We start from the raw sequence: 19,281 nt of genomic DNA on the forward strand, positions 1-19,281 counted from the left end.
CAACGCGGTCTCGGACAACCCCTTGGTGTTTGCCGCCGAAGGCGACGTGATCTCGGGCGGCAATTTCCACGCCGAACCGGTGGCGATGGCTGCCGACAACCTGGCACTGGCCATCGCCGAGATCGGCTCACTGTCGGAGCGCCGTATCTCGCTGATGATGGACCGCCATATGTCGCAGCTGCCGCCTTTCCTGGTGGCCAACGGCGGCGTCAATTCGGGCTTCATGATCGCCCAGGTCACCGCTGCCGCGCTGGCCAGCGATAACAAGGCACTGGCCCATCCGCACAGCGTCGACAGCCTGCCGACCTCGGCCAACCAGGAAGACCACGTGTCGATGGCGCCGAATGCCGGCAAGCGCCTGTGGGCGATGGCCGAGAACGTGCGCGGCATCCTTGCCGTGGAGTGGCTGGGCGCCTGCCAGGGCCTGGACTTCCGCGAAGGCCTGAAGAGTTCGCCCAAGCTGGAGCAGGCGCGCAGCCTGCTGCGCGCCGAGGTGCCCTATTACGAGAAGGACCGCTTCTTTGCGCCGGATATCGAGACGGCGAGCCGGTTGCTGGCGGGCGGCACCCTGAATGCGCTGCTGCCGGCGCGGTTGCTGCCCAGCCTCTGAGGCTTGGGCATGACGCCCGGGGGCGGGACGCCTGCCACGCAGCAGGCCGCAGCCCGCGCCCCGGGCGCGACAGAATAATGATTCGGAGACAAATAGATGCAAGAGCAGTCGCAAGGCCTGCAGCGTGGCCTCAGCGCCCGTCATATCCGCTTCATGGCGCTCGGATCGGCCATTGGCACGGGACTTTTCTATGGCTCGGCCTCGGCCATCCAGGCCGCGGGACCGGCGGTGCTGCTGGCCTACTTGATCGGTGGCGCCGCGGTCTACATGGTGATGCGCGCGCTGGGCGAGATGGCGGTGCGCAATCCGGTGGCGGGTTCGTTCGGCCAGTACGCCAGCACCGGCCTGGGACCGCTGGCGGGCTTCCTGCTTGGCTGGACCTATGCCTTCGAGATGATCGTCGTTTGCCTGGCGGACGTGACTGCCTTCGGCATTTACATGGGCTTCTGGTTTCCGGACGTGCCGCGCTGGATCTGGGTGCTCGGCATCGTGTTCCTGATCGGCGGCCTCAACCTGCTCAGCGTCAAGGTGTTCGGTGAACTGGAGTTCTGGCTTTCGCTGCTGAAGGTTGGCGCCATCGTCGCGATGATCGGCGGCGGCGTTGCCATCATGCTGTTCGGCTTCGGCATGGCCGACGGTGGCGTTGCCACCGGCATCCACAACCTCTGGGCGCACGGCGGCTTCATGCCCAACGGCATGGCTGGCGTGATCGCCTCGTTCGCCGTGGTGATGTTCGCCTTTGGCGGCATCGAGATCATCGGCATCACGGCCGGCGAGGCGCGCGACCCGGAGCGCGTGATTCCGCGCGCGATCAACGCGGTGCCCCTGCGCATCCTGCTGTTCTATGTGCTGACGCTGGCGGTGCTGATGTCTCTCTATCCTTGGCACCGCATCGGCAGCGAGGGCAGCCCCTTTGTGCAGATCTTCAGCCGGCTGGGCATTGGCTCGGCCGCCGCGTTGCTCAATGTCGTGGTCATCTCCGCCGCGGTATCCGCCATCAATAGCGACATCTTCGGTGCCGGCCGCATGCTGTATGGCATGGCGGTGCAGCGGCAGGCGCCACGCATCTTCGCCAGCGTATCGCGCAAGGGCGTGCCCTGGATGACGGTGGTGGTGATGGCCTTCGCCTTGCTGGCCGGCGTGGTGCTCAACTACGTGATGCCCGAGGACGTGTTCACGCTGATCGCTTCCATTGCCACCTTTGCCACGGTCTGGGTGTGGCTGATGATCTTGCTGTCGCAGGTCGCCTTGCGCAGGCGCATGAGCCGCGCCGAAGTGGCGGCGCTGAAATTCCCCGTGCCGTTCTGGCCGGTGGCACCGCTCGCGGCCATCGCCTTCATGCTGTTCGTCTTCGGCGTGCTTGGCTGGTTCCCGCAGACCCGAGCCGCGCTGCTGGTGGGCGCGGTGTGGCTGCTGCTGCTGGTGGTGGCGTGGTGGTGCTGGGGACGCTCGCCCGGCCAGGAGGGTGCGCCTGCTTCCTCCCTTGCGGCGGACTGAGACATGCGCGGACCATGCCTCGGCATGGTCCGCGTTGCCTGGCATCTGACTAGCCGGATGCCAGGGTAACCGGCAGCGCACGCCAGCTCCGCGCGCTGCCGTAGTGGCGCGAACAACACCCTCTCTGGGTTGCGCTCACCGCCCGCTTGCGGGCGGCCAGGATTTTCTTGCTTCGGAGTTACATCATGTCCATTGACAACACTATTCCCGGCATAGCGGTGCAGCATGCCGCCACGGCCCGGCCTCTGTCCAGGTTCAAGTCCATCGCGGCCATCACCGTCGGCAATGGCCTGGAGTTCTACGACTTCGTGGTCTACAGCTTCTTCGCCACGCTGATCGGCCGCCTGTATTTCCCGGTCTCCGATCCCACCGGGCAGTTGCTGTTGTCCTTCGCCACCTTCGGCGTGGGCTTCCTGATGCGCCCGCTGGGCGGCCTGCTGATCGGCATGTATGCCGACCGTGTCGGGCGCAAGCCGGCGGTGGCGCTGACGCTCTGGCTGATGGGCCTGAGCTCGGTGATCTTCGTGGTGACGCCGACGTATGCGCAGATCGGCATGCTGGCACCCATCATGATCCTGCTCGCGCGGCTGGTACAGGGCTTCGCCATTGGCGGGGAGATGGGCGCTTCCACGGCACTGCTGCTGGAATATGCCGATGACCGCTCGCGTGGCTTCTATACGGGCTGGCAACCTTTCAGCCAGGGCCTGGCGGCGCTGTTCGGCGCGCTGGTGGGCCTGCTGCTCAGCAATGTGCTGGAGCAGCAAGCGCTGGAGGCCTGGGGCTGGCGCCTGGCATTCGTGATCGGCATCCTGGTGATTCCGGTGGGCCTGGTGATCCGCCGCCGCCTGGAAGAAACCGCGCCGGCCGCTGGCGAGTCGGAGCGCGGCTCCACCCTGCAGTTGCTGCGTGAACACGGCCGTGCGCTGGTGGCCAGCATCCTGTTGATGATCGGCGTGGCATCGTCGACCTATATCGTGGTGTACTACCTGAGCAACTACGCCGTCAGCCAGTTGCATATGCCGCTGTCGCTGGGCATCTGGGCAGCCTGCGTGGCCGCCGCCGTGCAAGTGGTGTTGTCGCCGTTCGCGGGCTGGCTGAGCGACCGCCTGGGCCGCCGTCCGGTGGTGCTGTGGTCGCGCGTGGCATTGCTGCTGATGATCTATCCCGCCTTTGTGCTGATCAATGCCGAGCCCAGCCTGACGCGTCTGCTGCTGGTGGTGGGCTGCCTCTCGGTGCCGATGTCGATGACCTCGCCGGCTTCGATGGTGCTGGTCAGCGAGGTGCTGCCGCAGCGCCTGCGCGCGACAGGCCTGTCGATTGCTTACTGCGTGGCGATCGCCATCTTCGGTGGCTTCGCCCAGTTTTTCTCGACCGAGCTGATCCATCTCACCGCCAACCCCAATGCGCCTGCGTTTTACGTGATCGGCTGCGGCCTGGTCTCGCTGATCGGCCTGGCGATGGTGCCGGAAACCCTGGGCCGCCGCCTGTCATGAGCGAAATGGATTTCGCGGCCGGCACCGTCTGGCGCGGCCGCACCGATAGCAACGAGACCGGCGATACCCGCCGCCTGTTCAATGTGGTGCGCACCGAGGGTTCCGCGCGCGAACCCGGTGCGCCGGTGCTGCTGGGCTTTTGCTGCGATGCCGGCGTGCTGCGCAACCAGGGCCGCGCCGGCGCAGCCGGCGGCCCGCGCGAAATCCGCCGCGCGCTGGCGGGCGTCCCTGCGCATGGCCTGGCTGCCTTCCACGATGCCGGCGACGTGGCCTGCAACGATGGCGATCTCGAAGCGGCGCAGCAGGCGCTGGCGCAAGCGGTCGCCGCGGAGTTGGGGCAGGGCGCATTCCCGCTGGTGCTGGGCGGCGGCCACGAGATTGCCTGGGGCACCTGGCAGGGCCTGCGCGCGCATCTCGATGCCCGTGGCGACCAGGGCCGCATGCTGGTAATCAATCTCGATGCGCACCTGGATTTGCGCACCGGCCGCCCCGGTAGTTCGGGCACGCCGTTCGACCAGATCGCACAGGCGTGCCGGGAGCGTGGCCAGCGTTTCGAGTACGCGTGCCTGGGGGTCAGCCGCCTCGGCAATACCGCCGCGCTGTTCGCGCATGCGGACGTGCTTGGCGTGCACTATGTCGAGGATGTGGAGATGCAGGAACGGCACCTCGACGCGAGGCTTGCCGAACTGCAGGCCTTGATGGACAAGGTCGACCATGTCTACCTCACCATCGACCTGGACGTGCTGCCGGCAGCGGTGATGCCGGCGGTGTCGGCACCGGCAGCCTATGGCGTGCCGCTGCCGGTGGTGGAAGCGATCGTCATGCTGGTGCGCGCCAGCGGCAAGCTGCGCGTGGCGGACCTGGCGGAGTTCAATCCGCTCTACGACCGCGATGGCTGCGGGGCTCGCGCAGCGGCGCGGCTGGCCTACCGGCTGATGGCCTGAGCACAGCAAATACGGCGCGCGCGGCAAGAAAAAACCCCGCCGGCAGTGGCGGGGTTTTTTCTTCGAGGTTCAACCGCTGGCGTGCGGCGGCCAGCGCTCAGGATTGGCCAGGTGCCGGTTAGAGCCGTAAGTCGACGGTCGGTGGCTCACTCTTGTACAATTGAGTTGTACATTTAAAGTGAGGGGACAACGCCATGCAAACCATTCCATTCTCGGAGGCAAGAGCGCATCTCGCTGATGTGCTTCGGGATGCGGAAAGTGGGCAGGAACCCTTCCTGATCTCCCGGCGCGGTCAGCCGGCTGCCGTTTTGATGTCGTGGTCGCAATACCGGCTGCTTGTCGGTTCCTCGTCTGGCTTCTTTGGGCGTTTGAGCGAATGGCGCAGCGAGCACGTGCAAGCGGAAGATGAGGCCGACCCATTCGAGCATGTGCGTCAATCCGGCGACGGGCGTGATTTCACATGGTGAGCGCCGTGAGTTGGCTGCTGGACACCAACATTGTCTCGGAGACAATGCGGCCAAGGCCGGATGCAGGGGTAATGGCGAATCTGGCCCGATTCGATGGCGAACTGGCTATTCCGGCACCAGTTTGGCATGAACTACGTTATGGCTGGCTGCGTTTGCCGGATGGCCAGCGCAAGGATGCGGTTGGCCGTTTCGTGCAGGAAGTGGCGGGCAGCTTGCCGGTCTTGCCCTATGACAGCGCCGCGGCACGGATCCATGCCGAGCTACGCAATTCGCGGGAGCGGGCCGGGCTGAGCCTGCCTTTCGTGGACGGACAGATCGCATCCGTCGCGATGGCGCACGGCCTGACGTTGGTGACGCGCAATACCAGGGATTTTGCCGGGCTGGCGGGCTTGCGGCTGGCCAACTGGTTCGGGGGCTGAGCGCGGCTTCCGGCACCCGGCCCCCGTTTCGCCTTCAGTCTGGCCCCACCCATGCACGGGCGGGGCCTTTTTCATTGCCGCTGGTTTGGCAGCTCAGTGAATCACCATCTGCGTGAACGGGTGCACGTACGCCTGCAGCGTGATGAACAGTCCGACCAAAACCGCCAGCGCTACCGAGTGGAAGAACACATAGCGCAGGATGTCGCCCTCGTGGCCGTACCACTTGGTGGCGGTCGATGCCACCACGATGGATTGCGCGTCGATCATCTTGCCCATCACGCCGCCTGAGCTGTTGGCCGATGCCATCAGGATCGGCGACAGCCCGAGCTGCTCGGCCGTGGTCTTCTGCAAGCCGCCAAACAGCACGTTGGAGGCGGTGTCGGAGCCGGTCAGTGCCACTCCCAGCCATCCCAGCATGGTGCCGAACAGGGGGTAGAGCACGCCAGTGTGGGCAAACGCCAGCCCCATGGTGGCGTCCAGGCCCGAGTAGCGGGTCAGGTAGCCAATGCCGAACATGGCGCAGATGGTCAGCAGCGAATACTTCACCAGCTTGATGGTTTCCCAGTATTCCTTGACGAGGCGCGGTACCGAGTAGCCCATCAGCAAGCCGCCCAGCAAGGCCGAGGCCAGGATGCCGGTGCCCGCCATCGACAGCACGTTGAAGTTGAACACCGCGCCTTCGGCGATGGCCTTGGGCACCACCGGCGGCACCTTGAGCACGGCCTTGTCGAGTCCGGGAATCGGAAACTTGAATTGCCACAGGCCATCCATCAGCTTCTTGAATTCCGGAATGCCCCAGACGAAGACGAAGACCGTCAGGATCACCCACGGCATCCAGGCCTTGACCACCGAGATGCTGGCGGAGGCGGCGCTGGCGCGTGCTTCGGCGGCCACGGCCGCAGGGTCGTCGACCTTGGAGTCATCGTGGCGGCCCAGGATCTTGGTGGAGGTCCAGATTTCCCTGGGCTTCCACACTTTCAGGAACAGAGTGAGGCAGCCCATCGAGACCAGCGCGGCGATCACATCGACCAGCCAGGGTCCGTGGAAGTTGGAGACCAGGAACTGCGGCACGGCGAAGGTCACGCCGGCGACCAGGATTGCCGGCCAGATCGCCAGCATGCCGCGGAAGCCCGCGAACGCCCAGATCAGCCAGAATGGCACCAGCACCGAGAAGAACGGCAACTGGCGGCCGACCATGGCCGAGAGGTGCAGCAGGTCGAGGCCGGTGACCGAGGCCAGCCCGATCAGCGGTGCGCCCAGCGCGCCGTATGCCACCGGCGCGGTATTGGCGATCAGCGCCAGGCCGGAGGCGGCCAGCGGCGAAAAGCCAAGCCCGATCAGGATCGCACCGGTGACCGCCACCGGCGTACCGAAGCCGGCCGCGCCCTCGAAGAAGGCGCCGAAGCTGAACGCCACCAGCAACAGTTGCAGGCGGCGGTCTTCGGTGATGCCCGAGATCGAGTTCTGCAGCACCTTGAAGGAGCCGTTCAGGGTGGTCAGCCGGTGCAGGAAGATGATGTTCAGCACGATCCAGCCGATCGGGAACAGGCCCGACACGATGCCCAGGCCGGCGGCCTTGCCCGCCATCTCGGCTGGCATGCCGAATACGGCGGCAGCGATGACCACGCCCACCACCAGCGCCAGGCCGGCGGCCAGGTGGGCCTGCATATGGAAGAATGCCAGCGAAGCCAGCAGTACGGCGACAGGAATGCCGGCAGCTAGCGTTGATAGCGCCATGCTGCCTAGCGGGTCATAGACTTGACTCCACACGATGAATCTCCTCGGGTTGGGCGGCAGGTTGTTTTCTGATTGCACCGGCCTGCCGTTTTGGCTCTTGTTCCGACGTGCCATGCCAGCCACGCGTCCGACAGACTTCGCGATTTTAAGGATGGGTTCCTGCCACGCCCCCCTAAATTGAATCACCATCGTCGTGAGCCGGATTCAGGGATCAGGGTTTGCCTGGGGGCAGGCTGGCGCACTCTCCGCGCCATTGGCAGAGTACTCCAAACCACTCGATACGCAAATGTATGCTGGCCAGGCCCGTGGTGGCAGAATGCACTGGTTGTCTTTTCCTGCCCTGGCGCCCGCGGAGGCTGGGCTGGCCGGCATGACAGGGCGGCGTCCGAACCTTGCGGGGGGAGTCTCGTCATGCATCACATCATTCCCGGCGGTCCCATGCTGGCCGCTTTCCTGTTGTCCAGCCTGTTGCTCGCGGTGACGCCGGGGCCCGCCGTGATCTACATCGTGGCGCGCACCCTTGGGCAAGGGCGGCTTGCCGGACTGGCTTCGGTGGCGGCGGTAGTGCTGGGCAACCTGGTCAATGTACTGGCGGCCGCGCTGGGGCTGGCGGCGCTGTTCGCGGTGTCGGCGCTGGCTTTTGCCGTGATCAAATATGCAGGCGCTGCCTACCTCGTGTATCTCGGGCTGCGCGCATTGCGTGCGCCTCCGGCGGCCGCCGGCGAAGCAGGGCCGGAAGCCGGAGGCGCCGGCCTGCGGCGCGTGTTTCGCGATGGCTTCGTGGTGGCCTTGTTCAACCCCAAGACCACCTTGTTCTTCGCAGCCTTCCTTCCGCAATTCATGGATCCGGCCGTCTCGGCGCTGCCACAGAGCATTGCCCTTGGCGGCATCTTCGTGCTGGTCGCCTCCATCACCGATTGCTGCTATGTGCTGGCCGCGGCGGCTGTGTTGCCATATCTGTCCCGTGCAAGAGGCGTGCAGTCCGCAGGCCGCTACCTGACCGCCGGCGCATTGATCGGTCTGGGCGTGCTGGCGGCAGTGTCGGGCGGACGCAACAGCAAGTAGCCGCCGGCAGGTACGTTGGCTGTTGAGGCGGGGAGGATGGGCAGGCTGCGTTTCAGGTGAGCGGCAGCACCAGGATGCCCGTGGCGGCCGGCCGGGCGCGCATCGCGGCAAGCCAGCGTTCGAGATGCGCACGGGGCTGGCGCGTCACCGGCAGGCCCAGCCAGCGGTGCGCGGCGCAGGCCAGCGGGATATCGGCCATGGTGAAGCGGTCGCCGCAGATGAACTCGCGTTGGGCCAGGGCTTCGTCGAGCCGGGCCGCCAGCGGTTCGGTGCGTTCCAGGGAGCGGGCGATCAGGTCGGGGTCGCGCTGTCCGGCGGGCACCCGCACCAGCTGGCGAAACGCGTCGACCATGGCGGGACTGAAGGCGTTGGTCTGCCAGTCCATCCAGCGGTCAGCCAGCGCGCGCGCCTTGACGTTGCCGGGCCACAGGGTGTCCTCGCCGTCATGCGCGCAAAGATAGCGCACGATGGCGTTGGACTCCCACAGCACAAAAGGCTCGCCGCCGACGTCGGTGCCGCGGAAATCCTCGATCACCGGAATGCTGCGGTCGGGGTTGAGCCGGACATAGGCTTCGGTATCGAGGTCGCCCTCGCTGACGCCGATGTCGATGCGTTCGTGGTCCAGGTGCAGCTCGCGCGCGCACCAGACTACTTTCTGCACATTGATCGATGAGAGCCGACCCCAGATACGCAGCACGACAATCTTCTCCTGATGGCTTGGGCCGCTCCATGCGCTATGCGGCGCAGGGCCCGGGCTGACGGGTGATGTTGTTATCTTGCCATGAAGCCCGCCGCCGAGGAATCAGCCGGGAGATGTATGCGTTGTATCGGCACGGCAGCCGGGCCGGCCGTCAGGCTGGCCCGGTTCGCGCAGGCGTTGCCTGCGCGATGCCTCAGGCTGCCTTGGCCTGCGGCGCGTGCTTGGCGATGGCTTCGCGGAACAGCGTGCCGAGGATGGCCACGCCCTGTTCGATGCGCTCCGGCGCCACCGTGACGAAAGCCAGCCGCAGCGCGTTGCGGCGCGGGTTGCTGGCGTAGAACGGCGCGCCCGGCACATAGGCCACGTTGCGCTTGACCGCTTCCTGCAGGATCTCCATGCTGTCCAGCCCTTCGGGCAGCTCCATCCAGATGAACATGCCGCCCTCCGGCGCGTTCCAGGTCACGCCTTCGGGCATGTGGCGCCCAAGCGAATCCAGCATGGCCTGGCACTGCGCGGCGTAGAGCGTGCGGATGGTCGGGATGTGCGTGTCCAGCAGGCCGTCGCGCACCACCTCGTAAGCCAGGCGCTGGGTAAAGCTGGGTGTGTGCAGGTCCGATGCCTGCTTGGCCTGGCACAGCTTGAAATGCAGGTCGGGCGGGGCGATCACGAAGCCCAGGCGCAGGCCGGGTGCGAGGATCTTGGAGAACGAGCCCATGTAGATCACGCCGTCGGGATTCATCGACAGCAGGCTGGGCAACTGGTCGCCGTGGTAGCTCAGTTCACCGTAGGGATCGTCCTCGACCAGCAGCACGCCAAGTTCGCGCGCGCGCGCCACCAGCGCCTGGCGGCGTTCCAGCGGCATGCGCCGTCCGGTGGGATTCTGGAAGTTGGGCAGGGCGTAGAGGAAGCGCGCGCCGGCGGTCAGCTCGGGCGTGAGGGCTTCGGGCAGCAGGCTCTTGTCATCGCCCGGCACCGAGACGAATTCCGGCTCGAACAGCGAGAAGGCCTGCAGCGCGCCAAGGTAGCTGGGCGTTTCCACCAGCACCGGGCTGCCCGGATCGATCATCACCTTGGCGATCAGGTCCAGCGCCTGTTGCGAGCCGGTGGTGATCAGCACGCGCTCCACGTCCACGTTATGCCGCTTGGCAATGAATTCGCGCAGCGGCATGTAGCCTTCGGTCGCGGCGTATTGCAGCGCTGCCTGCGGATTGTCGGCGAAGATCCGGGCCACCGCCTGTTCCATGGCCGCTACCGGGAATGTGGCCGGGGAGGGCAGGCCACCAGCGAAGGAAATGACTTCCGGACGCTCGGTGACTTTCAGGATTTCGCGGATGGCCGAGCTGGTCAGCTGTTGCGCCCGGCGGGAGATGGCCCAGTTCATGATGTTCTCTTGGTATGTGGGGAGTCGAACGGGATCGACTCAGTCAACGATAAAAAGCCGCGCGCCGGTCGGGGTGGACGAGCGGTGCGGTTCGGCGTGGTCGGCTACCTGGTAGCTCGTGCCCGCGGCGAGCACGAAATGCCGGCCGTCTTCCAGCTCGGTATGCAGTTCGCCTTCCAGTACAAACAGGATGTGCCCTTTGGTGCACCAGTGATCGGCGAGGTACCCGGCGGAATACTCCACCATGCGAACACGGATATCGCCGAACTGGCGGGTGCGCCAGAGGGCTTCCCCGGTGTCGCCGGGGTGGCGGGTCGGGGTGATGTCAGACCAGTCGGTAGTGCCGAAAGGCAGGTTGTCGATACGCATGGGTGGGAGGTGCCTTCAACTGATTGGGCGCAGGGAGGGGGAGTCCCCGGTCCCTGGCCTGACTTCAATTCACTTTGTTCTGCCTTATCGCTTCACGCCGGCTTACTTCACTTCGACGATCATCTCGATCTCGACGCAGGCGCCCAGCGGGATCTGCGCTACGCCAAAGGCGCTGCGGGCATGCTTGCCGGCCTCGCCGAAGACTTCCGCCAGCAACTCCGAGGCGCCGTTGGTCACCAGGTGCTGCTCGGTGAAGTCCTCCGTGGAGTTGACCAGGCTCATCACCTTGACGATGCGGGTGACGCGGTCCAAGTCGCCGCCCAGGTGGGTGTTCAGCGTGGCCAGCAGGTCCACGGCGATGCCGCGCGCGGCAACCTTGCCGTCTTCGGTGCCCAGGTCCTTGCCCAGCTTGCCTACCCAGGGTTTGCCATCCTTGCGGGCAATGTGGCCCGAAAGGAACACGGTGTTGCCGGTTTGCGCGGCCATGACATAGGCGGCGGCCGGTGCGCCAGCGGTGGGCAATGCAATGCCGAGGCGGGCAAGGGTGTCGTGAACGGACATAGGGTCTCCAGTCAGAGGGATCGTCCCGTAGGGGCAGGGTGGGGTTCTTCGACGGCCCGCGCGGGCATGGGACTCGCGGGGGCGCTGCGCACGGCGGTTCGGCGGCCCAGGGCTACCACGCCGATCACCGCCACCGCAAACGCCAGGGTGACGGCATCGAGCGGTTCGGCCAGCAGCAGGGCGCCGCCCGCCAGCGTGAGGAACGGCTGCAGCAATTGTATCTGCCCCACGCGCGCCACGCCGCCTTTTGCGAGCCCGGCGTACCAGAACAGGAAGCCGATGAACATCGAGAACACGGACACATAACCCATGCCGAGCCACGCGCGCGGCGAGGCAGCGGCAATCTGACCGGGGTGTTGCAGCGCCAGCCAGGCCACCGCCGGCAGCAGCAGCGGCAGCGCCACCACCAGCGCCCAGCTGATGGTTTCCAGCCCGCCAAGTTCGCGTGACAGCTTGCCGCCTTCGGCGTAGCCCAGCGCGCCCAGCACCATGGCCGCGAACAGCAGCCAGTCGGCGTGCTGCAGCCCGCCCGCGCCCTGCCAAAGCGCAAAGGCGATCACCAGCGCGCTGCCGACAGCGGCCGACAGCCAGAACGCGGGCGAGGGCCGCTCGCCCCCGAACCAGGCGGCAAAGACCGCGGTGGCCAGCGGCAGCAGGCCGGTGATGATGGCGCCATGGCCGGCCGGCACTTCGCGCATGGCAAGCGAGGAAAACAGCGGAAAGCCCACCACCACGCCCAGCGCCGTCACCGCCAGGCGCCACCACTGGCCGCCCTGGGGCCGGCGCATGCGCGCGAAGGCACCGCGCTGCCATAGCAGCACCAGCGCCAGCAGTGCTGCCACCACCGCGCGGCCGAGCGCCACGAAGGTGGCGTCCAGTTCGGCCACCGCCATGCGGGTGAAGGGCAAGGTCTGGCTGAATATGGCCACGCCGGTAAAGCCGAGCAGCATGCCGCCGCTATGCGTAGCGCCGCGGGCGTTGTCGATGTTGGGGAGGGAGGCGGGTCTGGCGGCCATGTTGGATGCTCAGTGAAAGGTGGGGCGGCTGGCAAGCGCGATCCACAGCGCGGTCAGTGCGAGCGCCAGGCCCATGCCGCGGTTGAACCAGCGGATACGATGGCCCGCCTGCAGCCATTGCCGCAGCGAGGCGCCGAGCATGCCGTACACGCCGTTGCTGACGAAGCCAAGCACGCCGAACACGGTGCACACCAGCAAGGCCCGGTGCAGCGGCGACTGGGCGTCGGCCATGTACGAGGCGGCCGTCGCCAGCGCCAGCATCCACGCCTTGATATTGGCGTATTGCAGCGCTGCCGATTGCCACACCGATAGCGGGCGCAGTACCTGCTTGTCCGACAGTACGGTGCTGCGCGCCAGCTTGAGCGCCAGCCACAGCAGGTAGAGGACGCCGGCCGCGCGCACCAGTAGCGCCAGCGCCGGGCTGGCCAGGATCAGCGCGCCCACGCCGGCCGCGCACAGCGCCAGGATGCTGGCGAAGCCGAACGCCACGCCCACGCAGTGAGGCAGGGTGGCGCGCAAGCCGAAGTTGGCGCCGGTGACGGCGGCGATGGTGGTGTTGGGGCCCGGCGTGAACAAGCCCACCGTCATCAGCGACAGCAGCGCGGCGAACTGGGCCGCCGACAACCCGGTCAGCAGGGCAGGGTCCATGATCATGGTCGTCGTGCCCTTGTTACGCCGCGAACTGCACGACCACGCGGCGGTTGGTGCGGCTCTTCTTCTCGATCTTGGTCACCACCACCGCGCCGATTTCGCCGGTTGCCGCCACATGGGTGCCGCCGCAGGGCTGGCGGTCCACGCCGGGGATGTCGATGATGCGGATCGCGCCGCTGCCGGCCGGTGGCGCGGCGCCCACGGTGCGTACCAGTTCCGGTTGCGCGGCCAGCTCCTCGGGCGTGATGCGTTCGATACCGACCTGGCTGTCGGTGCCGATCAGCGCGTTGAGCTGTTCGGTGAGCACGGCTTTGTCGAGCGTGGACTCCGGCAGGTCGAAATCAATGCGCGCCGAGTCGGGCGAGATGCCGCAGCCGGTCACCGGCACCGGGATCAGCGAACCCAGCAGGTGCAGGCAGGTATGCAGCCGCATCAGCCGGTGACGGCGCTCCCAGTCGATGGTGACGGCGACGATGTCGCCCGGCTCCGGTAGCGCGGCGCCGGGTTCGGGCACGTGCAGGATGTGGCTGCGGTCCGGGGCGTACACCGTTTCCAGCAGGGCAATGGTGGCGCCGTTGGCCAGCCTGAGCGTGCCGGTATCCCCCGCCTGGCCGCCGCTGCGGGCGTAGCACACGGTCTGGTCGAGTTCGATGCCGTCAGCGTGCACGGCCACCACGGTGGCGGTGCAGCTGCCGAGATAAGCGTCGTCGTCGAAGCGTTTGCGGGTGGCGGACATCGGTCGGGCCTCCTTCATTGTTGTTGTGGTTGTTGTGTTTGTTGCTTCTCGCCTGGTTCAGCGCAGAGTGCGCACGCCATCCGGCGTTTCTATCTCCGCGGTCAGCTCCGCGACGGTGGACGCCTCCAGGGCGATCAGGCCGCCGCCCAGCCATTGCATGGCCTCGGCAAGCCGGGCTGCCTGCGGATGCCGGCCGCGCAGCGCGCGCAGCGCCAGGCCCTGGTTCGGCAGCCGGGACGAGGGATGGGCCGGCACATCCCACTGGATCAGCGTGGGGAGGATGCCTGCGCCCTGGATCGGCGCGTCATCTCCATCCTCGGCTGGCCACGACGGCAGGCTGCCGTCCTCGGGCACGGTGATACGCCAGCGCAGGTCGCCACGGGTCATCGGGATGACCGGCGGGATGCGCCCGGGGTACTGCGCTTGCCACAGGGACAGGTCGGTTGGCCGCTCCACCCGCGCCGCCCAGTGCAGCAGGAAGGGGCCGTAGCGCAGCCGTGCCTGTACCGCCTCGGTGTCCAGGCCGAACCAGCGTGGCCGGGCGGGGGGCGGCGCCTCGGGATCGATTGCGATCACCTCGATGTAGGCCCCGCCGAACAGGCCGAGCAGGCCATTGTGCGTGCCCATGCCCGGATGGGCGCCGCCCGGCTGAGGTGTCACGCCAAGCGCATCGGCGACGTGCTGCGCCCCCGCGGCAAGCGTGGGAGCGGCGATCACGAGATGGTCGAGGGCAATTGTCATGGTGTGTTGATGGTAGACAAGGTTGTCGGTACAGTACCGATACAGTTATGCAGAACATTCTCAGTACAGTGGCGGGAGCAAGGCATGAACAGCAGGGACCCGATTGCGCCAGGGCACAAGGATAAAGGAGCCGGGGCAGGCAAGCACGACGGCGCGGTCTCCGGCGCCGGCGAACAGGCGCGGTCATTGCGCCTGGTGCTGCCGCCCCCCACCGAACGCATGCCCGACCCGGTGCCCTCGGCGCAGATGACGCTGGTGGAGCAACTGACCGAATGGGCGCGGATGCGTATCGACGAGCGGGTGTTCCGCGCCGGCATGCGGATGCCCTCGATCCGCCAGCTCGCGCAGGAAAAGGGCATCTCGCGCTTCACCGTGGTCGATGCCTACGAGCGGCTGGTGGCGCTGGGCTACCTGGAATCGCGTCGCGGCTCGGGCTTCTATGTGCGCGAGCGCACGCCGCAGGTGGCGGCGGTAGCGCCCGTGGCTACCGGCGGGCGCAATATCGACGTGACCTGGCTGCTGCGCAGCATGTTCCACTCCACCGAGCCGCATAAGTCCCCGGGGATGGGCTTCCTGCCCAACGACTGGCTGGACGGCGAGCTGATCGCCAGCGCGCTGCGCGGCCTGGGCCGCCAGCCGGGCAGCCATTTCCTGGCCAGCGGCACGCCGCAGGGCTTCCTGCCCCTGCGCCAGCAACTGCGCAACCGCCTGGCCGAGCTGGAGATCGGCGCCACCCCGGACCAGATCGTGCTGACCTCCGGCATCACCCAGGCACTCGACCTGATCGCCCGGCTCTACCTGCGGCCGGGCGACGCCGTACTGGTGGGTGATCCGGCCTGGTTCGTCATGTTCGGCCGCTTTGCCGCCCAGGGCGCCCAACTGATCGGCATGCCCTACACCGCCGAAGGCCCCGACCTGGAAGCACTGGAGCGCATCCTGCAGGCGCGCCGGCCGCGCCTGATGGTGATCAACTCGGTACTGCACAACCCGACCGGCACCTCGCTGTCGGCCGCCAAGGCCTTCCAGCTGCTGCGGCTGGCCGAGCAATATGACCTGCTGATCGTCGAGGACGACATCTATTGCGACCTGTGCCCGCCCGGCCACGCCGCCACCCGGCTGGCCAGCCTGGATCAGTTGCGCCGCGTGATCTACCTGGGCAGCTTCTCCAAGACGCTGGCCGCCAACCTGCGGGTGGGTTTTATCGCGGCGCACCCCGAACTGGCCGCCAGCCTGACCGACAGCAAGCTGCTGGCGGGGCTGGCCTCGCCGGAGATCAACGAGCGAGTGCTCTATAAGGTGCTGACGGAAGGCCACTACCGCAAGCATGTGGAGCGGGTGCGCAACCGGCTCGACCGCGCCCGCGACGACACCCGCCGTACCATCGAACGGCTCGGCCTGGCGCTGTTTCCCGGGCAGCACGCCGGCATGTACCTGTGGGCGGACACCGGGCGGGACACCAACGCCATCGCCACCGCCGGCCACGAAGAAGGCTACCTGTTCGCGCCGGGCAGCCTGTTTTCACCCTCCCAGATGCCCTCGGGCTGGATGCGCTTCAATGTGGCCAGCAGCCAGGATCCCGATATGCTGGCCTTCCTGGCGCGCCAGCTGGACCGGCGCTAGCGGCGCAGGCGCCCACGCGCCGCATCTTGAAAACGGCGCCGCCGCCCCTATGTTTCCGGACATCGGCGTCATGCCGGGCCGGTACCTGGAGGGGGCGGCCCGGCATTGCCAGATGTTCGGGCGGACCGGCCCCGGCAGCACCGGGCCCGGTCCGCCACATGACCCAGATTCCCAAGTTAGCCAAGTTTGTTAAGAGGAGAACCATGAACGCACCGCACGAGACGATGAGCTTCCAGGCGGAAGTGAAGCAACTGCTGCACCTGATGATCCACTCGCTGTACAGCAACAAGGAAATTTTCCTGCGCGAGCTGGTTTCGAATGCTTCCGACGCCACCGACAAGCTGCGCTTCGAGGCGATTGCCAACCCGGCCCTGCTCGAGAACGATGCCGACCTGGCGATCCGCATCGAGGCCGATCCCGCGGCGCGCACGCTGAAGATCACCGACAACGGTATCGGCATGAGCCGCGATGAGGCGATCCGCAACCTCGGCACCATCGCCCGTTCGGGCACCAAGGAATTCTTCCAGCAACTCTCCGGCGACCAGCAAAAGGACGCCGCCCTGATCGGCCAGTTCGGCGTGGGTTTCTACTCGGCCTTTATCGTGGCCGACAAGGTGACGGTGGAGACCCGCCGCGCCGGCCTGCCCGCGAGCGAAGCCGTACGCTGGGAAAGCGCCGGCGACGGCGAGTTCAGCGTGGACGTCATCGACCGCGCCGAGCGTGGTTCCACCATCACGCTGCACCTGCGCGAAGGCGAGGACGATTTTCTCTCGGCCTGGAAGCTCAAGGGCATCATCCAGAAGTACTCCGACCATATCTCGCTGCCGATCCGCATGCCCAAGGAAGTGTGGGATGCCGAGGCCAGCGCCTACAAGGCCACCGGCGAGTGGGAAAGCGTGAACCAGGCAAGCGCGCTGTGGACCCGCTCCAAGTCGGACATCACCGAAGAGCAGTACACCGCCTTCTACCAGCACATCGCGCACGACAACGAAGCGCCGCTGGCCTACACCCACAACCGCGTCGAAGGCCGCAGCGAGTACACGCAGTTGCTGTACGTGCCGGCGCGCGCGCCGTTCGACCTGTGGGACCGCAACCACAAGGGCGGCCTCAAGCTCTATGTGAAGCGCGTCTTCATCATGGACGACGCCGACCAGTTGCTGCCGGCCTACCTGCGCTTCGTCAAGGGCGTGGTGGATTCGGCCGACCTGCCGCTCAACGTCTCGCGTGAGTTGCTGCAGGAAAGCCGCGACGTCAAGGCCATCCGCGAAGGCTGCACCAAGCGCGTGCTGTCGATGCTGGAAACGCTGGCCGACAGCGACGACGAAGCCGAACGCGCCAAGTACACCACCTTCTGGCAGCAGTTCGGCCAGGCACTCAAGGAAGGCCTGGGCGAAGACGCCGGCAACCTGGAACGCATCGCCAAGCTGCTGCGCTTTGCTTCCACGCAGCAGGACACCGCCGAGCAGAGCGTGGCGCTCGCCGCCTACGTGAGCCGCATGAAGGAAGGCCAGGACAAGATCTACTACGTCACGGCCGACAGCTGGTCCGCGGCCAAGTCCAGCCCGCACCTGGAAGTGTTCCGCAAGAAGGGCATCGAAGTGCTGTTGCTCACCGACCGCGTGGACGAGTGGATGCTGTCCTTCCTGCGCGAGTTCGATGGCAAGGAACTGGTCTCGGTGGCACGCGGCGACCTGGAGCTCGGCGCACTGGCCGATGCCGACGAGAAGGCCGAGCAGGAAAAGGCGGAAGGCGACTGGAAGGACGTGCTGGAACGCGCCAAGACCGTGCTGGAAGGCAAGGCCAAGGACGTTCGCGTGACGCTGCGCCTGACCGAGTCCGCGTCCTGCCTGGTGTCGGACGAAGGCGACATGAGCGGCTACCTGCAACGCCTGCTGAAGCAGGCTGGCCAGAAGGCGCCGGACGCCCAGCCCATCCTGGAACTGAACCCGGACCACGCGCTGGTGCGCAAGCTGCGCGCGCTGGCGGAAGCCGGCCCCACGGACGAAGCCTTCGGCGATCGCGTGCATGTGCTGTTCGACCAGGCCCTGCTGGCCGAGGGCGGCACGCTCGAGGATCCGTCGGCCTACGTGCACCGCATCAACAAGCTGCTGGCGTAACGCAAGCAGCGGTTTGGCCCCCCCTCTCCCCCGCGCACCGGTGGAGAGGGGGGCGGGCGCTGGCGGCAAGCCAACGCAAGCAAGCCGCGCAAGCGCTTGTCCGCCTCCGGGCCAGCCGGTTCCCGCGCGGTACACTCCCGCCATGCAAGTTCCATCCCCCGCATCCTTCCCGGCTCTCCCTCCCGATCTCCAGCAAGGCCTGCCCCCGGTCATCGACCGGCACACCCGCGTGCTGGTGCTGGGCAGTTTTCCCGGCGCCGCCTCTTTGGCGGCGCGGCAGTACTACGCCCATCCGCGCAACCAGTTCTGGCCGCTCCTGGGGGCGCTGACCGGCGAGCCGCTGGCCGAGCTGCCTTACGCGGAGCGGCTGGCGCGGCTGCTGTCCCATCGCATCGGCGTGTGGGACGTGCTCGGCGCCTGCGTGCGCGAGGGCAGCCTGGACAGCAATATCCGCCACCCGCAGGCCAACGACTTCGTGCGGCTGAAGGCACTGGCGCCAGATTTGCGGCGGGTGGGCTTCAACGGCGGCACCTCGGGACGCTTCGCGCCGCAGTTCGCGGCGGCCGGCTACGAGACGGTGGTGTTGCCATCGTCCAGCCCCGCCCATGCGGCGCGCAACTTCGCGCAGAAGCTGGAGTTGTGGCGCGCGCTTCTGTCACAATCGCGGCCATGAAAGACGGTGGCACGCCGCCGTCCAACGCTATGCAGGTAGATCGACAATGCCATACCTAGGAATTGGTTTTCACGTCATCGTCGCGGTGTTCTTTGCCGTGCATGCGGTGCGCACGCAGCAGAACATGTACTGGCTGCTGATCCTGTTTGCCTTCCCGGGGCTGGGCAGCGTGGTGTATTTTTTCGCCATCTACCTGCCCGGCCTGCGCCAGACGCGCGGTGCGCGGGCCGCCACGCGCGCCATCGGCCAGCTGGTCGACCCCAACCGCGCGGTGCGCGAGGCGCGCGACGCATTCGACCGTGCGCCCACCGTCGATCACCGCATGCGCCTGGGCGCCGCCTTGCTGGATGCCGGCGACCCCAAGGCCGCGCTGGAACACTACGAGGCCGCCGCCAGCGGCCCGTTTGCCACCGACCCGGCGCTGCTGCTGGGCCTGGCGCGCGCGCAGTTCGCCACCGGCGGCCATGCCGCCGCCGTGGCCGCG

General features: G+C 67.0%; 19 protein-coding genes and 1 pseudogene. 11 read left to right on the forward strand and 9 right to left on the reverse strand.

The window, feature by feature from the left end:
* The 6 genes from CF70_RS38410 to CF70_RS29520 form a co-directional block, all read left to right on the forward strand.
* Nucleotides 1-610: aromatic amino acid lyase (locus CF70_RS38410; protein WP_035873843.1), on the forward strand; the 610-nt coding region annotated here is incomplete at its 5' end.
* A 96-nt stretch (nucleotides 611-706) separates the two neighbouring features.
* On the forward strand, nucleotides 707-2,107 hold the full coding sequence (locus tag CF70_RS29500) for an amino acid permease (RefSeq protein ID WP_035873845.1): 1,401 nt from the start codon (nucleotides 707-709) through the stop codon (nucleotides 2,105-2,107).
* A gap of 185 nt (nucleotides 2,108-2,292) precedes the next feature.
* On the forward strand, nucleotides 2,293-3,600 hold the full coding sequence (locus CF70_RS29505; protein ID WP_035873848.1) for an MFS transporter: 1,308 nt from the start codon (nucleotides 2,293-2,295) through the stop codon (nucleotides 3,598-3,600).
* Nucleotides 3,597-4,544 carry a formimidoylglutamase gene (hutG, locus tag CF70_RS29510; RefSeq protein ID WP_035873851.1) on the forward strand — a complete coding sequence of 316 codons (948 nt, stop codon included), beginning with the start codon at nucleotides 3,597-3,599 and terminating at the stop codon, nucleotides 4,542-4,544. Before CF70_RS29505 ends, hutG begins: the two co-directional genes overlap by 4 nt.
* A gap of 194 nt (nucleotides 4,545-4,738) precedes the next feature.
* The gene (locus CF70_RS29515; RefSeq protein WP_035873853.1) at nucleotides 4,739-5,011 is read left to right on the forward strand and encodes a type II toxin-antitoxin system Phd/YefM family antitoxin; all 273 of its coding nucleotides are present in this window, start codon (nucleotides 4,739-4,741) and stop codon (nucleotides 5,009-5,011) included.
* On the forward strand, nucleotides 5,005-5,430 hold the full coding sequence (locus CF70_RS29520) for a type II toxin-antitoxin system VapC family toxin (RefSeq protein WP_035873857.1): 426 nt from the start codon (nucleotides 5,005-5,007) through the stop codon (nucleotides 5,428-5,430). Before CF70_RS29515 ends, CF70_RS29520 begins: the two co-directional genes overlap by 7 nt.
* A gap of 93 nt (nucleotides 5,431-5,523) precedes the next feature.
* Here CF70_RS29520 and CF70_RS29525 read toward each other — a convergent pair whose 3' ends face one another.
* Nucleotides 5,524-7,200 carry an L-lactate permease gene (locus CF70_RS29525; protein ID WP_035873861.1) on the reverse strand — a complete coding sequence of 559 codons (1,677 nt, stop codon included), beginning with the start codon at nucleotides 7,198-7,200 and terminating at the stop codon, nucleotides 5,524-5,526.
* Nucleotides 7,201-7,578: 378 nt separating this feature from the next.
* On the opposite strand from CF70_RS29525, the gene CF70_RS29530 reads away from it, so the two are divergent.
* Nucleotides 7,579-8,232 (forward strand): LysE family translocator, encoded by a 654-nt coding sequence (locus CF70_RS29530; protein ID WP_035873864.1) that lies wholly within the window; start codon nucleotides 7,579-7,581, stop codon nucleotides 8,230-8,232.
* A gap of 52 nt (nucleotides 8,233-8,284) precedes the next feature.
* Here the strand turns inward: CF70_RS29530 and CF70_RS29535 are convergent, their stop codons facing one another.
* From CF70_RS29535 to CF70_RS29570, 8 genes are all read right to left on the reverse strand, one after another.
* Complete coding sequence (locus CF70_RS29535) at nucleotides 8,285-8,929, reverse strand: glutathione S-transferase family protein (RefSeq protein WP_035873867.1); 645 nt, start codon at nucleotides 8,927-8,929, stop codon at nucleotides 8,285-8,287.
* A gap of 196 nt (nucleotides 8,930-9,125) precedes the next feature.
* Nucleotides 9,126-10,313, reverse strand: coding sequence for a PLP-dependent aminotransferase family protein (locus tag CF70_RS29540; RefSeq protein ID WP_035873874.1), 1,188 nt, complete (start codon nucleotides 10,311-10,313; stop codon nucleotides 9,126-9,128).
* 39 nt (nucleotides 10,314-10,352) lie between these two features.
* Nucleotides 10,353-10,682 carry a DHCW motif cupin fold protein gene (locus tag CF70_RS29545; protein ID WP_035873877.1) on the reverse strand — a complete coding sequence of 110 codons (330 nt, stop codon included), beginning with the start codon at nucleotides 10,680-10,682 and terminating at the stop codon, nucleotides 10,353-10,355.
* A gap of 102 nt (nucleotides 10,683-10,784) precedes the next feature.
* The gene (locus CF70_RS29550) at nucleotides 10,785-11,243 is read right to left on the reverse strand and encodes a RidA family protein (RefSeq protein ID WP_035873879.1); all 459 of its coding nucleotides are present in this window, start codon (nucleotides 11,241-11,243) and stop codon (nucleotides 10,785-10,787) included.
* A gap of 11 nt (nucleotides 11,244-11,254) precedes the next feature.
* Nucleotides 11,255-12,193: a DMT family transporter gene (locus CF70_RS29555; RefSeq protein WP_152561955.1), complete on the reverse strand. Its 939-nt coding sequence runs from the start codon at nucleotides 12,191-12,193 to the stop codon at nucleotides 11,255-11,257.
* A 75-nt stretch (nucleotides 12,194-12,268) separates the two neighbouring features.
* A complete protein-coding gene (locus tag CF70_RS29560; protein ID WP_035873947.1) occupies nucleotides 12,269-12,907 on the reverse strand; it encodes a LysE family translocator in 639 nt (212 codons plus the stop codon).
* Between the two features lie 22 nt (nucleotides 12,908-12,929).
* Nucleotides 12,930-13,646 (reverse strand): alanyl-tRNA editing protein, encoded by a 717-nt coding sequence (locus CF70_RS29565; RefSeq protein ID WP_035873883.1) that lies wholly within the window; start codon nucleotides 13,644-13,646, stop codon nucleotides 12,930-12,932.
* Between the two features lie 57 nt (nucleotides 13,647-13,703).
* A complete protein-coding gene (locus tag CF70_RS29570) occupies nucleotides 13,704-14,387 on the reverse strand; it encodes a VOC family protein (RefSeq protein WP_035873886.1) in 684 nt (227 codons plus the stop codon).
* Nucleotides 14,388-14,471: 84 nt separating this feature from the next.
* On the opposite strand from CF70_RS29570, the gene CF70_RS29575 reads away from it, so the two are divergent.
* From CF70_RS29575 to CF70_RS38415, 4 genes and pseudogenes are all read left to right on the forward strand, one after another.
* Nucleotides 14,472-16,007 carry a PLP-dependent aminotransferase family protein gene (locus tag CF70_RS29575; RefSeq protein ID WP_035873889.1) on the forward strand — a complete coding sequence of 512 codons (1,536 nt, stop codon included), beginning with the start codon at nucleotides 14,472-14,474 and terminating at the stop codon, nucleotides 16,005-16,007.
* A gap of 203 nt (nucleotides 16,008-16,210) precedes the next feature.
* Nucleotides 16,211-18,124, forward strand: coding sequence for a molecular chaperone HtpG (gene htpG / locus CF70_RS29580; RefSeq protein ID WP_035873895.1), 1,914 nt, complete (start codon nucleotides 16,211-16,213; stop codon nucleotides 18,122-18,124).
* Between the two features lie 142 nt (nucleotides 18,125-18,266).
* On the forward strand, nucleotides 18,267-18,797 hold the full coding sequence (locus CF70_RS29585) for a DNA-deoxyinosine glycosylase (RefSeq protein WP_051649214.1): 531 nt from the start codon (nucleotides 18,267-18,269) through the stop codon (nucleotides 18,795-18,797).
* A 46-nt stretch (nucleotides 18,798-18,843) separates the two neighbouring features.
* Nucleotides 18,844-19,281 (forward strand): annotated as a pseudogene (locus CF70_RS38415) (tetratricopeptide repeat protein); the annotation flags it as partial.

Origin of the sequence: Cupriavidus sp. SK-3 (assembly GCF_000611145.1) — a bacterium.
Classification (GTDB): Bacteria; Pseudomonadota; Gammaproteobacteria; order Burkholderiales; family Burkholderiaceae; genus Cupriavidus.